12 protein-coding genes are annotated in these 14,804 nt (G+C 34.1%); 3 read left to right on the top strand and 9 right to left on the bottom strand.

What is annotated here, in order from left to right:
* Nucleotides 1-29 precede the first annotated feature (29 nt).
* Nucleotides 30-1,328 (top strand): hypothetical protein, encoded by a 1,299-nt coding sequence (locus tag ACWGOQ_RS08470; protein WP_452057514.1) that lies wholly within the window; start codon nt 30-32, stop codon nt 1,326-1,328.
* A gap of 907 nt (nt 1,329-2,235) precedes the next feature.
* On the opposite strand, the gene ACWGOQ_RS08465 is transcribed toward ACWGOQ_RS08470, so the two are convergent.
* The 7 genes from ACWGOQ_RS08465 to ACWGOQ_RS08435 all read right to left on the bottom strand — a co-directional run bounded on the left by ACWGOQ_RS08465 (nt 2,236) and on the right by ACWGOQ_RS08435 (nt 11,111).
* The gene (locus ACWGOQ_RS08465) at nt 2,236-2,538 is read right to left on the bottom strand and encodes a hypothetical protein (protein WP_452057513.1); all 303 of its coding nucleotides are present in this window, start codon (nt 2,536-2,538) and stop codon (nt 2,236-2,238) included.
* Between the two features lie 369 nt (nt 2,539-2,907).
* Complete coding sequence (locus tag ACWGOQ_RS08460; RefSeq protein WP_452057512.1) at nt 2,908-3,648, bottom strand: hypothetical protein; 741 nt, start codon at nt 3,646-3,648, stop codon at nt 2,908-2,910.
* 515 nt (nt 3,649-4,163) lie between these two features.
* Nucleotides 4,164-5,237 carry a tetratricopeptide repeat protein gene (locus tag ACWGOQ_RS08455; protein WP_452057511.1) on the bottom strand — a complete coding sequence of 358 codons (1,074 nt, stop codon included), beginning with the start codon at nt 5,235-5,237 and terminating at the stop codon, nt 4,164-4,166.
* Nucleotides 5,234-6,994, bottom strand: coding sequence for a LysM peptidoglycan-binding domain-containing protein (locus ACWGOQ_RS08450; RefSeq protein ID WP_452057510.1), 1,761 nt, complete (start codon nt 6,992-6,994; stop codon nt 5,234-5,236). The genes ACWGOQ_RS08455 and ACWGOQ_RS08450 overlap by 4 nt, the downstream gene beginning before the upstream one ends.
* A 3-nt stretch (nt 6,995-6,997) precedes the next feature.
* Nucleotides 6,998-7,699, bottom strand: a complete 702-nt coding sequence (tssD, locus tag ACWGOQ_RS08445) for a type VI secretion system tube protein TssD (RefSeq protein WP_452057509.1) — start codon at nt 7,697-7,699, stop codon at nt 6,998-7,000.
* 189 nt (nt 7,700-7,888) lie between these two features.
* Complete coding sequence (locus tag ACWGOQ_RS08440) at nt 7,889-8,317, bottom strand: hypothetical protein (RefSeq protein WP_452057508.1); 429 nt, start codon at nt 8,315-8,317, stop codon at nt 7,889-7,891.
* Nucleotides 8,318-8,498: 181 nt separating this feature from the next.
* A complete protein-coding gene (locus ACWGOQ_RS08435; protein WP_452057507.1) occupies nt 8,499-11,111 on the bottom strand; it encodes a S8 family peptidase in 2,613 nt (870 codons plus the stop codon).
* 321 nt (nt 11,112-11,432) lie between these two features.
* Here ACWGOQ_RS08435 and ACWGOQ_RS08430 point away from each other — a divergent pair, with 321 nt between their 5' ends.
* Nucleotides 11,433-11,864, top strand: a complete 432-nt coding sequence (locus tag ACWGOQ_RS08430; RefSeq protein ID WP_452057506.1) for a hypothetical protein — start codon at nt 11,433-11,435, stop codon at nt 11,862-11,864.
* 133 nt (nt 11,865-11,997) lie between these two features.
* Nucleotides 11,998-12,630, top strand: a complete 633-nt coding sequence (locus tag ACWGOQ_RS08425) for a hypothetical protein (protein ID WP_452057505.1) — start codon at nt 11,998-12,000, stop codon at nt 12,628-12,630.
* 12 nt (nt 12,631-12,642) lie between these two features.
* Here ACWGOQ_RS08425 and ACWGOQ_RS08420 read toward each other — a convergent pair whose 3' ends face one another.
* Together ACWGOQ_RS08420 and ACWGOQ_RS08415 are read right to left on the bottom strand one after the other, a co-directional pair.
* On the bottom strand, nt 12,643-13,041 hold the full coding sequence (locus ACWGOQ_RS08420; RefSeq protein WP_452057504.1) for a hypothetical protein: 399 nt from the start codon (nt 13,039-13,041) through the stop codon (nt 12,643-12,645).
* 86 nt (nt 13,042-13,127) lie between these two features.
* Nucleotides 13,128-14,645, bottom strand: a complete 1,518-nt coding sequence (locus tag ACWGOQ_RS08415; protein WP_452057503.1) for an AsmA family protein — start codon at nt 14,643-14,645, stop codon at nt 13,128-13,130.
* Between the last annotated feature and the right edge of the window lie 159 nt (nt 14,646-14,804).

Raw genomic sequence — 14,804 nt, 5'->3', positions numbered from 1 at the left:
CATTTGGATAAACTAAAAAACGTTATCAAATGGGTCGTACAATTACTTTATTCTTATTTTTATTACTAACGGTCATTAATAGCCACGCTCAATTTTCAGAGGAGGACAAAAAACAACAATTTAAAAATGATGTTAAACAGCTCTATCAAGATGAACTATATAACAACGATAAATTCATACATTACAAAGCCTTAAACATTATTTTTAATAAAGAAATCAATAAGCTCCTAACAGAAGCTTCTGATCTATCTACCAGATCTGCCTTTGCTACTCTAGAAGAAGAAAACGACAGGCTTACTTTAGGGTACTCTATAAGTCCTAACAATACTACCACAGGCACTACTAACTACGTGAGTACTATTTGGAGTATGGGAATCGAAGCAGATATAGCGGATAGTTTTTCGAGCCTGGCTACAGATGGGCAGATACAAAACAATATTGGTGTTTTTGTGAAATTTACACAACTCTTTCGCGGAAATATCTGGTATACTGATGAAACTAACATCAAAAATTTTAGAGATCAGTACCTACTTGATCAGGCATTAGCACATAAATATGAAAACTATAAAGAGGCTCAGAAAGAAATAGATCTGGCCATAGAAAAGAAAAAATCCCTTGACCCTTCTATCAACACAGAGGTTGCATATAATAATGCTTACACAACGGCTGTAAAAACTGCCTATAATGAAACACTGGCAGAAGAAGCTGAAACCATAGCCAAAGGAGACTATATCAAAGCTTTACGAAAAACTTGGTGGTCAGCAAGAGTTTACATGCCCATAAGTACCAAAGAATATGAAGTATTTGCTGAAGAATCCTCTCCTAACTCTGAAACCAAAAGTCTTTATCCTTTATCCTGGGAAGGTTCTTTTAGCTATTATCGTAAATCTAAGCGAATAGGAGCGACTCAGCTAACAGCCTCGTACAATGGTTTTATAAATAATTCTATAGCGGCTAATATGCTAAAAGAAAGAACATTTACTACGCTCCCAAACAATATACCTACTGCGCCAGTAGAATTAAGTACGCAGGAGAAATTTATTGGTGATTTTGAGTCTTTTGTCACTCATAATCTTAAAGGTGATTTTGTTTACTTTTTTCCAAAATTACCTGTTGGATTAAGTGCTTCTTTTGATTATTCTTTAGGCGAATATGAAGCCTTCACCTGGAAAGTTGGGATTCCCTTCTATATTAAAGGAAAAAATGATGATTCTGCTGTGAGTGTAGAGTTACAATGGCGCGAAATACACGAAAAAACACTCGATGGAAAAAGCACACATGCATTGGGTTTTAGTATCGGTATTCCTTTTGGGAATTATGTCAATTAATGATTAAAAAAACATAAAAAACACCCCCAACCGTTGTTTCCAGCGATTGGGGGTGTTGCACTCTCCCTTTGAGTAACCTCACCCTTCGGCTCCGCTCAGGGTTCGGGAATGCTCAGGGTTCGATGGTATGCTCATTCGAGGGTTGAGCGGAGTCGAAACCCAATTCCTCACCCTTCGACTCCGCTCAGGGTTCGGGAATGCTCAGGGTTCGATTGTATTCTCTTTCGAGGGTTGAGCGGAGTCGAAGCCCGGAAAACACCGAATAAATTTAGTTTGAGTCCGGTTTCTAAAAAATGAAAAATGAGTTACATTGTTACATTCAGCTTAACTAACTAATAATTAACATTATATGTAAATTTCTATTAATACCAAAATCCTTACATAATACTACTGACAGCTTGAATCTCTTACAAAACACTTAATTACAGGGGTCTTATATACGCTTTCTTTATAGATCAATACGTTTTTGATTTTATTTTTTACAATTCCTCATTCGATGGATACTGACTGTGCTATTGGCAAAGGTTTGGGATATACTGGCGTTGTGGCAGTTTTAGAATGCGGTATTTGCTCATTCTTTTGTTGTATTGCCCAAAAAAGAACCAAAAAACGATAGTTTTAAGGAACTATTGCTAAAAATTTCGTTCACTTCGTTGCATAAAATGAAACTGTAGATTTGTTTAAACACCACATTGCCCCATAATAAAAGCTACAGAACCAAATCGTACTGCATTTTGTATGTATTACCTTCTTAGGACAGCTCTCCTGTCGTATCATAATTTTTAGGATCCTGATGAAGTAATTGAGAGCTTACTTACCTATGAATTACATGCGGCGTACTGTCAGAAAAATCGCGAAGTATCTACACTAAGACTTCCAAAGGAAAGATAACATACGTAGCAGCAGTCTAAAACAAAATCATCCCAAATATGGAATAGGCTTTTCCTGCGCTGGCTACTGGATATTCCTTCGCATATGCTACGGCTGCTTTTTTCATTTGTTGTGTCCAATATTCTTGTGGTACTTTGGTTTGATCGGTGGTGGTATAAAAAGCAACTATAGGTTTCTTATCGGTATTTTCGATTAAACCTTTACTAATTACTTTTTTGTATAACCGAACTTCCAACAACACTTTTATCTTATCATTTGTAGAAACAAACTGACTTTTCAGTGTTTTGTAATGCTCAAGATGTTCACTAATCGCTAGCATGGACATATTTTAGGGACTCTGTTTTTCAGTACTTCAAAGTAACAACATTTATCTTTTAAAACAACCCCTGAAAACCACTGTTTTTATGGGAAATTTCCTTTCTTTAAGTCTCTTACGAACCTCTGCGATGTGTACGATATCGATATATCTAGTCTGCGAATACCATGAACTTGATGTAAAAAATTAGTTCTCATTCGTATAGAGGTTGTCCTATGTATACGATCAGGAACCAAGAAATATGCTGACTATTAGTGTGGTTAGACCTTAGTAGAAAGTTCGTGTATAACGTGAAATAATGACGCCGATAAAGAAAATAGTTATTCTGAAACTTTATTTATTATACTTTCTGTGTCCTCTTTATATTTATACCTACTCTGCTGTGATTTTATAATTCTTTGTTTTATTACTGATCACTTGTGATTCGAACCTCCAACGTTTGTCTGATGAAATAAGTGCTATTTTCTGAGCTCGTTTATCCGCTTTAAATTTGCCTTTGATTTGGGTGTTGGAAAAATTAGTATGATCGGCTTCTAATGTATCAAAGGTAAGTTCTCCGACTCCTGTGCTTGTTACATAGGTACACGTACTATCTACTGGATTTACAGCGATCACTTTAATCCATCCGTGCGCTAAGAAAGGGGTTTTATTTTCGTCTAATGATTGATTTATAAATCCGTAGTATTTATCTCCGTTAGTAGGTAACGACACAAACTCTTCTATATTCATTTTGGTTTGTGGATTGCTAAAATAAAATATATAGAAAACCAGTGCAAATGCACTAAGCACTCCTATAATAGCAGTAGAAAATACGAGCTTACCCAAGCTAGAATATGTTTTTCCTGCATCGGTAACTGGGTATTCTTTTGCATATATGACCGCCGCTTTTTTCATTTGCTGCGTCCAATCTTTTTTGGGGATTTCAGTTCGATCTGTAGTTGTATAAAAAGTAATTACAGGTTTCTTTTGAATGTTTTCTATCAAACCAGTACTAATGATCTTTTTATACAAACGCACTTCCATCATCACTTCGATATGTATATAAGGAGATACAAATTGGTCGTTGAGGGTTTGATAATGTTCTAAATGCTTGCTGATAGTAAGAATAGCCATACGGTGCTTTGTTGGTTTGTACACCTCAAAATAACTGCGGTTTTAGATCAAAGTCAACCCTTAAAACCACTGTTTGTTATGTAAGGGTTACAAGGTTTATTATAGTTGCGATATTGTCGGCCTGCCAACTAGAAATGTACTGCAAGCTTGTAGTCTGAGTTCTATTTTTGGGATGAGATTTCAAAAAAGTCCGGAACATCACTTTTATCGTAACTTAACTTTTTAGGTATATTAACATTAACCATAACTCCATTCTCAAGTTTTTTTACTTGAATCTTCTTCCAACCGTTTTCTTCTTTGTCTGGGAAATGAGATACCCTATCACTAAGCTTAAAAATTAAAGGATCATTTTTATAGTAGGTATTATAGTATCAACCTGTTTATCGCTACTTATCGTATCAATGCTGATATCTTTAGATGTTTTATCATCAATAGAAGAAATCTTTCTACTCTTTTTTCCTTTACATGAGAAAAACATATTATAATGGATATAATAAAGAAATGGAGTTACATATTTACATTCTTTCTAGAACAGTTTTTGGTATTTTAGATTCTTTACCATTAGCTTTCATTTGTTCTATATAAGTCTGATAAGCTTTTTTAGCCTTTTCTTCTTCTTCTAATCCCCAATATGCATCTCCTAGATTAATATATGCGACTGTTCTGTTTGGTGCTTCTTTAGTGATCTTTTCTAAAAGAAAAACAGCCTCTTCATAAGCTTTGGATTGTTCTAGGTAATAAGCTAGATTATTATAATTTTTTATAGATGGCTCATCTTTTAGAGTCAGAAAGTTAATATTCTTAATTTTATAGAATAAAGATTCATTTAAAAAGGAATGATCTTTTTTCGTATTTAAAGTAGAGTATTTATTATTAATATCTATCAAATATTTAAACAAAAGACCATATGTACTTGATTTGAAATCAAAACCTTCTAAAATATCTAAATATTTCTCAATTCTTTCTTTAGGTATACTATTTTTCGAAGAAATTACTTGATCTACATCTTTAAAAATTAAATCTCTAATTAGCACCAAATTATTATCATCTTCAGGATACTCTTTATCAAAACATCTAATCCTATCATTATGAGCAAGATAACAATCTAAATCCTCTGTAAATAAGGGTTCTCCATGAAAATTGAACTCAATATCAAAAAACACATTAGATGTATTATACGCATTTTTAATATTTTCTGATAAATCTTTATTTAAGTTACCATGAAATATTTTATATACGAACAATTTATTATCACTATACCAACCAATCTGTTCATAGTCTGTATAAAAATTTCGTTTTCCTGAACTAATTTTCTTTGTTTTTCCATTAATAATTATATAAATGGAATTCCATATATTTATATTATTAATAGAGTCTTTATAGATCAAATCACCATATTTAAACTGAATGTTGTCATCATCAGGATTCTCATAAATCTTTTCTTGTGAAACAGATTTTAAGGAGGATTTGATATTATTTTTGTTTTCTTTTAGTTCTTTATTATTACTAACACTGGTACTCGATTTAGTATTTGAATTACAACTATTAAAAAAGCATAATGCTAACACTAAAGAAATTATTACTCTCATAGCTTATTCTTAAGGTTATTATATCTTTTAGTAGCATGAGTCATAGGATGTTTGACACCTGCTAATTTCTCTCCTCTTAGAGGCCCATATATCTTAATTATTGCTTTCTCATAAGATGAATGTTGTTCACCCCACTCAGAAGGTTTTCTAGATATTTTACTCTCCTTTTCTTCTTCCTTTTTATCCTTATTTCTTTCCTCTACTTCATCATCTTTCTTTTTAAAAAAACGATTAAGTGCTTCTCCAAAGTATTTTTTGACGTGCCCTGGTCTATTTACATGATGATCCAAAACCAATGCTCTACCTAATTTAGATTCTAAATAATCAGAAAGTTTATATGTATATCCAGTTGGCTTTAGAGGTAATACTTTATTTCTCAATCTATCAATAAAATCTCCAACCTGTTTAGCTTGAAAATCTTTATCTTTGGAAGCTCTCACAATAGGTTCTAGTGGCTTACATTTTATCTTTTTATTATATTCACTACTTACAAAACCTTCTCTTATTTTGGTTTTTAAGGCACTTCCCGTAATTTTTGAAGATGATGAATCATTTGGATCATTATAATACATTTTTTTTTCATCAGCAGTCCATCCACAATCTTCAAATAGATTTTTATATTTATCAGGATTACTTTTTTTGAATTCTTCAACTTGTATTGGAAATTCTCCTTTTCCGATAGGATTTATAGTTTTTTGCATAGCACCAACAGTCAATATTTCACTATCATAAGACTGAACACTATCCAAATTACCCTCATTCTCAGACATTCCTACTAAAATGTCTTTTTCCATTTTTGTTATTCTCCCTTCATTTATTAAAGAATCCCAATGTTTATAATCTGCCAATTTTTGATTCCCCATGTACAAAGGACCATATTTGCTACCGCTTTTTACACACTTGAATTGTTTATCATATTTCTGTCCACAATCACAACCTTTTTTGAATTCAAACCATTGTCCATCCGTATCTAACCATCGGTTTGTAATTTTTTCCCCTCTTATTTCTCCTTCTTCAGTATCTCCAAAATATTGAATATTCAATTCCGTTTGACCCTCTAAAGTATGTGCATCGGCTAAAATGTATAATAAGGTTTTCTTATCGGTAGCATCATTCAAAGATTGAATCCAACCGTCTTTTTTTTCTTTATCACTACTATCAATAGCTATCTTAAAAATAGCTTGATCGGCAAAATCATTTTTATTTAAATAATCAGTCTCGCACATACCACCGATAGTTGTCTTCACCATAGTATGGTAATTATCTTGATCATCCTTAAACATTATATTCTCATCCTGTTCTTCAATTCCCTTTTCCTTTCCTTGACGAACATTAATAGCCATGGTTTTACCTTGCAATAATTCAGTCTCTACAATAACGTATATTTCTTGCCCTAAATTACCTGTATCAACTTTTTTAAAAGTTATTTTCTTTTTCTTTTCTTTTGCTGCTACAGTACTTGGTAATGTAATTTCTTGTCCTATATTAAGGCTGTTTTGATTCGCAGTAGTAATCGTTTCATCGCTTTCTATTATAGCTGATACTGTTGTTCCTTTTTTATTCGCAATTTTACCTAGCGTATCACCAGAAACTACTGTATATATTTCACTTTCTTGTTCGCCTGATTCGCCCTCTACCTCCACTTCTTCTATAGTAGCTTCCGCAAAATACGCTTTAGTAACTTTTGGTCTTACGATACTAAGTGGAGTAATGGTTTTAAAAATATTTGGAAAATCCTTAAATTTTAAAGTAGGCATAATCTATTTTTTTTGAGAAATAATCTCCAATTTTATTTTTTGTGTATCAGACTTGATTACTAAATCTTCTATAACATCATTAACTAAAACTTCTCCATTGTACTTAAAATCATTTTCATTATCATCAAGATCTATATCAACATCCTTACCAACACTATTCTTGGTTTTTAGAACTAGATACACTGCAGTACCTGATTGCAATTCATCATCCGGAATCATTTCTCCATTCATATCTGTATAATACATATCCTCTATTTCAGGCTCTGCGTTCTCTTCCCGTTCCGTAATCGGTGTAGCATTCGTAAAAGGATTGCTAGGATTCCAGTTTTTTTCAAAAATCTGACCACGCACTCTCTGGATACCTGGCGACAATACCAATTCCATTTTTAACGGACTATTCCCTTCTGCATTAAATTTTTCCTCTAAATGAACACAATGGCAGTTCGCAAATTCGAAATCAAATAGTTTACTAAATCCATCTCGTTTAAAAAATCGAACATATCCGTTATACGTGGTATGTGTGGAAAACATCCAATCGTAAAACAACTCGTCATTCTTAGTGGATTCTATTAAAACATTGATTTTACCATCCTGAATCGTAGTTTTAGGACGACCATTGCTATCCATCAGTTGTTGATATAAAAATGTACTGTCAATTACATTTCGCTCTTCGTCATTAATAAATAGTTTTGCCTGAAAGGCCATAAGCGGTTGAATTTGGTATTTGGAAAGTTGAAAATATCAAAAATATATGTAACAGCGGTTACCACCACGAAATATTTCGATATAGGTATATTTTCCCGTGATAAACTGTTAATTTAGATATAGGCGATCTATTATGTAAGAAATCAAATGGCTATAAAATCATTCAGCGCATACAAAACGAAATAATATTTATTTGGAGACAGGAGATTTGGTTAAGCTTTTAGCCCAAGTAACTGCATCAGCTAAAGATTCGAAACTACGAAACCTACTTTTTATGAAGAGTTTTTCTATCAATGCATTAAGTATTCCTTTTTTAGTATAACTTATAATGGCATATCCTCTCATTTTATAATCACTCCTATAAAACTTTATCCAATCACTCGGTTTTACCGCATACGAGTGTACCCGATTGGTGATATACACTACATTATCACCATTATGATCATAAAGGTTCGTTAAATCTTCTACTAAAAGTTTTGCGTGGTCATCCCAAGTAACCACTGTATCTTCTCTAAACTCTCCAACTACGAATCCGTCAAACAAATAAAAATTTCCAAAAGAATAATTTAATTCATGTATAGCATCATGATAATATATAGAGTCTTTAAGGTATTGCATAGGCAACAAATGTATTACATTTCGTGATCTAAACTAAGTGTAATCCATTTAATTCTACCCTTTAGATCGGTAAGTAGCAAAAAAACATCCACGAATGAATTGCAAAGCATGATCACTTACAGAAAAAACCGCTCTAAAGAAAAGAGCGGTTTTATTTAATCTTGGGGTATTCATACATTTACTAATTCTTAAGCAACTTCATTGTGGTGGTTACTCCATTGGCTGCAGTGATTTTTACAAAATACAATCCTTTGTATCCTTTTAATTCTAAATTGAATTGATCTGTTTCTTTTTGATGATCTGCATAGATGACATCTCCCGCCATGTTTCTGATCACTATCCCTACATTCGTATAGGTGTCATTAAGACGTATAGTAACTTCACCTTGTGTTGGATTAGGATAAGCAGTAAAGTTAATTGTCTTCATATCTTCTGATGGTGTTGTGTCTTCACGATCCTCTTCCTTTCCTCCAAAATTACCTATGGTAAACTGCTCTCCCCCCATCGGTTGGAATTTTTCATCAGTTTGTAAAATATTATAATTTAGATAAGTACCTTCTTTAAGAGCTACTTCTGGCTTTACCAAAAGTTGAAGACTAAAGGTCTGATACGGTTCTGCACGTACTTCATAGATGCGAGCCTTTGGTGAATATATTCTATAGACATTTCTATCGACCCGTTCGATGCCTTCCATCTTGGCTTCTGCTAATAATTCGTTTAACTTCTCATCAGGAATGATATAAAAAGCTCCTATCTTCTCGAATGGTATATCGGTTTTATTTTCAGTTACATCCAATGATAAATTAATCGCTCTGACCCGCTTGTCAACATTTCTGATAAATACATACGGTGCTGTGTTGTTAAATGCATTGATATCATATACACTTACATTTTTCCAGGCTATGTTATTATTATTTTTGGTGTTGTTCCATACTGATGTTCCTTCTGCTCCAATTGGATCGGTGGCAGATTCTATTCTCGCCAATAAACAGAAGTGATGTACATCGTTTGTAAAATCTGCCGGGTTTGGCGGGTACCAAGGGATTTTTACAATTATTTCATCATCTGGAGAGGTTGGGATAGCGGCATCACCTATAAAATCACCGTGCAACACATTAGCACCGCTCACCATCTGATAATAATTATCCCAATGCAATGGCCAGGACAATCCTGTAGAAGCTTTACTAAAGTATAATTTTAAAACTCCGTCATCGATATTAGAGCAATCCTTTCTATTGATCCTTATATATACCCAATTTGGGCTTAGTAATTTATATTCCGGGTTTTCATGAGTTAGTACGCCATCATCATCATTACGTACCCAGATATCCGGACTAAGATACATGGTTCCTGAGGATGGTTCTGTTCCATCATCCGCCACGGTGTCTCTAATGTACATATCAGAAGTGTCTGCTGCTAAGACCGCCTGGTGCGCATTTAGTCTTCCATATCCAAGTTCCTGAGAATGTCCAGGCTGTGCAGCACTCCAGTTATAGTTATATCCGCCCACTTTATCTGCTGTACATTTTAGAATATCCTCTATTTCCTGATTGCTCAATGTTGGATCTACAGAAAGCATTAATGCAACCGTACCTGATACAGCCGGTGCGGCAAAAGACGTACCGTCGCTATTAGCATACGTATTTCCAATCTGGGTACTGCGAATACCCACTCCTGGCGCTGCCAAATCCAAATTAGTTCCGAACTGAGAGAATGCTGCTCTTGCGTCGGCGGCAGTAGTTGCTCCAACAGAAAAGACATTCGCATTCGACGCGGGATACGAAATTGCTCCGGCTCCAGAATTACCTGCTGCACCTACAATAAACACACCTGCATTATACGCATTCTGCAATGCTGTATTAATTGCTGCATTACTGCCAACTGTTAAACTAAACTGAATTACATCAGCACCATTATCCATTGCATAAATAATTGCATCGTCTATAATTGCGCCATTCGGAAAATTATCACCGACACCTTCTAACATCAATCGGGATCCTACACCATTATTACCTCCTGCGATACCAGAGATCCCTGTATTGTTGTTCGTTTTGGCTCCAACAATTCCGGCTACATGAGTCCCGTGCCAAAAGGGCCCTCTGGAATCGTTGTCTGCGTTATGAAAATCCCAGCCTTTCCAGTCATCTACAAAACCGTTACCATCATCATCTACCCCATTTCCGGTAGTTGGATCATTAGGGTTTGTCCAGGCATCTTCTCCAGGATTAAGATATACATTCTGATACCCGTCGGTTCCTAAGCCCAAATCCTCGTGAGTCCAGTCTGTTCCACTATCTAAAATTGCCACAATTACCGAACTGTTTCCGGTACTGATATCCCAGGCGTCTTCTGCATCAATATCAGCATCACTTGCTTGTTCCAATCCCCATTGCAGTCCAAATTGTGGATCATTGGGTGTCAAAATATAGGTTCCTATCGTATTGACAAAAACCTGTTTTGCTGCTACTTCTCTACTGATCCTTTCATACGAGTCAAGTATCTTACTCTTGGTTGTAATTTTGAAATCATAGAAACCTAATCTATTGCTTCTCATAAATTTCATTCCATACGTTCTTTCCAACCTTTCGATCTCTTGCTGCGAAGGTGCTTTGGTAAACTGAATTGTAATTTCGTCACTTACTACAAACTTTTGACCGGTCTGCTCATCAACCAATTTCCAACCATTTTTCTCTTCTAAAAACTGTTGTTGGTTGATTGTTTTTGTCTGTTGGGACCATGATAATGCAGTAATCCATATCATAAGACACCATACCATTGTTGTTTTTAATTTCATAAATAATATATTTTAAAAGTTGATATGATAAACTTACGGTACTGTTTATCAAGTATCAACGGGGATTCAACTCTTTAAAAACAGGGATTTATCCCTTATTTAGTATGGTTATCCTATAAACTTGAATTTTAGTTATATAAAACCAGATCAAATAACTAAATATCAACGACTTGACTTCTGATAAGAGGGCAATTTCATATGGACACCCTGAAAACAGGGGGTTTTTTTCACTGAAAAAAGTGTTTGGTAACGATTAAATTCGGCATATATTTGTCTCGTTAATAACTAACAAACCAATTATTTAATACTTATATAAAAATCATGAAGAAAACCATTTTAAATTTCGCACTAATTGTAGCTGTTCTATTTACAGCTTCTTGTAAAAACGAAACAAAATCAGAAGCAACTGATAACGATGAGAGAACTGAAGAAGTATCTCAAACTGAAGAAACAGAAGAAGAAGAAACTGATAACACTGAAGCTGCAGCATCAGATGGTGTACCAAGTTTTAGTGATGAAAAAGTACAAGAATATGTAAATTCTTACGAAGCTTATATTGAAGAATACAAGAAAGTGGTAGAAAGTAAGGATATGACTGCTTTTGCTTCTTTAGGTCAAAAAGGTCAGGAATTAGGTGCCAAAGCTCAAGAAGTAATGGGGAACCTTTCTGGTGACGATGTACAAAAACTGAATGATTACATGATTGCTAAGTCAGCTGAATTACAAGAGTTGTCTAAAAAGCTTATGCAGTAATTACTTAGAAAAGAGTAAGTTTAGTTTCCTTAATTGATGGGGGTTATTTTGCAAATCCTGTTCTTTTCTTTAGAACGGGATTTGCTATTTTAAAAAGACCACTATAGTCATATATAATACTAAATAAACAGCCATGTTATTACTTAAGAAGTTTGCATCTGTTTTTGAAGAAGAAGTCCATTCTATAGGGTTGTCATTTCACAAATTAGAAGATGATATACTTACTGCCGAAAACCACGAGAAGTATTTAAGATTAAAAGCATACGCAGAGAACATGGGTGGTTCTGGTCGTATAGCAATAGGAGAATTGTTGGTGATCAAAGGAGATGTACAAAAAGCATTGCTAGAACATCCTCTGAAAATTAGAGAAGATACAACAACGACAAAAAAGATAGGTAACTTCACGCTATATACAACCAAAGAAGTTCATGATCAAAATATAGCAATCACCCATTTACAAAGTTTAGCTACCAAAATCTATGTATGTGATGAATATACTGTGATCAAACAAAAAGGAAATCATGACCTTATTCGTAAAAACCCTATTTTTATTGAGTTTTTGAGAGGGAAAATTACGATTGATGAGTTATTCGACACCATTGGTTCGCTAAACATCCCGAATGGATTATATATTCAAAAACCCGTGGGGTTCGGAGATACTAAAACACTCCAAAGATGGAAAAAAATTGGATCTATAGTTTCGATTCTTACAGTGATTGTTTTGACCATTGTTATCCTACTTAAATATCTCACATTGTACAGGTAAACGCTGCATTTGTCATAGTTTCTGATACTGCTGCGCGCAACCTTCTATACAAGGATAATATAGAAATAAGCTTCCTTTGGAGATCTCAAAACTAATTGTTACAGGGTTGTCACAGGCAACAGCAATCGTATTCTCATCGATAGAATAACTTTCTACACTACTTCCTGCGGTATCAATTGCTAGTGAGCAAAGCGTTCCATTAGATACATTTAATATCCCAGCTTCCATAAATTCTAATTCTAAATCACTGTTTATTGGTTGGAATGTGCCACTACCATCTCCAGGATCCACCAGTTGTGCTACCAACCTCCATGTTCCTACGATATCGGGATTGCTGTTATCTGCATCATCGTTATCACAAGAGAACAAGCTTAAATAAGGGATCAAAAAAAGAAAAGTATATTTTTTCATCACTATATTATTTTTTTATATAGATGCAGCAAAAACGATTAGGTTGCTTAGGTTTAGTTTCTAATAAAACACAAAATACCATACTATCATATCATTGTTTTTACTATTCCGTTTTTAATGCAAAGCCAAAAGTAATTCCAAAATGATTTAGTTTGATCTCTTTTAACGGCAATGGCATCTTCTGAAACTAGACCTTCATCTTTTTTATCACTGATAACGACATTAGCAATGGAAGTAAGAATTTTAGTTATTTTTTTTGTCGAACCCGAGGCTGCTTTCAATTCAAACGTATCAAACCTCATTTTCATAGCTCCAGAAGCTTCTATTGCATTGCCTTGGTACGTGTAATATAATTCATCTATGACTCCTACTGCCCTAACATCTGTAACCGGAACCAGAAAAGAATTCATAGACTCGGCTTGAATTTTTTTGACAGAACCTTCTATAAGAAAAGTATCAGATGTATCCTGCACGTCAAAACTCCAATGTAACTGCATTGGTGCTTGTTTCATATACATAGCAGAAATATGAGCATCCACCTTAGACGTACCTGGTAAGTTACTAATCGCAGATATTTGTGCTTTTACCTCATGAAATTCTAATAATCCCGGATTTTTTTCATTATCAGGATGCTCTTCATAGCGTATATAACTCCTTTGAATACGGGTCGAATCAATGATAAACCCTGTACTTATATCACGAATCAATTTACTATACATCGGTTTTGGTGATGTATCATCTGCAAGCCTTTTATCTCTGTAAACATCAAAAGATATACTATCCAGTTTTAATTCATTCACTTTCAACACGGTTTGACCCGTTGGTAATGTGGTAATTTTTGGAGAGTTGATTACCAAATGTTTTCCTTGTAGCTTCATGTAATCCTGTTCCCTAGCTATGGATTTTAAAAATTCGGATTTGCTCATCGTCGGATTGATCTGAAAGTTATGTAGTTCAATCTTTTCGTTATTGCTTATTAATACTGGAATCGAAAACGTATGAAACTCATTCAACCTATAGTTGATCCCTTTAAATTCTGATACCTGCGAAGTGAACGCGAAAGGTATTGTTTGGTTCATAGTTGTATCTGACAGTCTTACATCCTTGATTTCTAATGAAAAGTTACTGATACTAAAATAGTTATTCTGATCATCGGTGCTTTTTTTAAAAACTACCGTACCTTGTTTGACTGATACATTTTCTATAGCAACTAAAAACTGCTTGCTACTCGATGAATCTCTTTTTTTAGTCTCTTTTTCCTTTGCTGTATCAATTTTGGTTACACTAGGTTTTATAATAGTTAAATGGGATGCATGTATTTCATTGTCAATAAGCAACTTTATGATTTCGATACCCGATAATGATACTGTTTCTACAAAAAGTTTGTTATTTTTCTGGTTTCTAATGAGTACTTCTTGTAACCTGACCTTTCGATTTATAAGCTGAACATCGACCGATTCATAGGCGATTGAAACTTCATTATCCGAAAGTTTCATCAATTCTTTTTCTATTTGATACGTTGCCCATTTATTCGCAACAACATACATCAAAAGTATCAGAATGAGCGCGGTACTTGCGTACGCAATTTTTTTAGATAATTTCATATCATGGAATTAAATGTTCGTGTATCAGATTTTTGGAAATTAAGTGCTTTATCGAAGCTCTATGAACTTTATTAGATAAAAATGTACTGTGAATGAAATCTGCTCCTTCTTGTTCTGCTTTATTTAGTTTTTTTATTGATAGTTGCATCTAAAAGAAAT

Source organism: Aquimarina ulvae (genome assembly GCF_053613295.3).
Note: the sequence above shows the minus strand (reverse complement) of the source record. Positions and strands in the feature narration are given on the sequence as shown.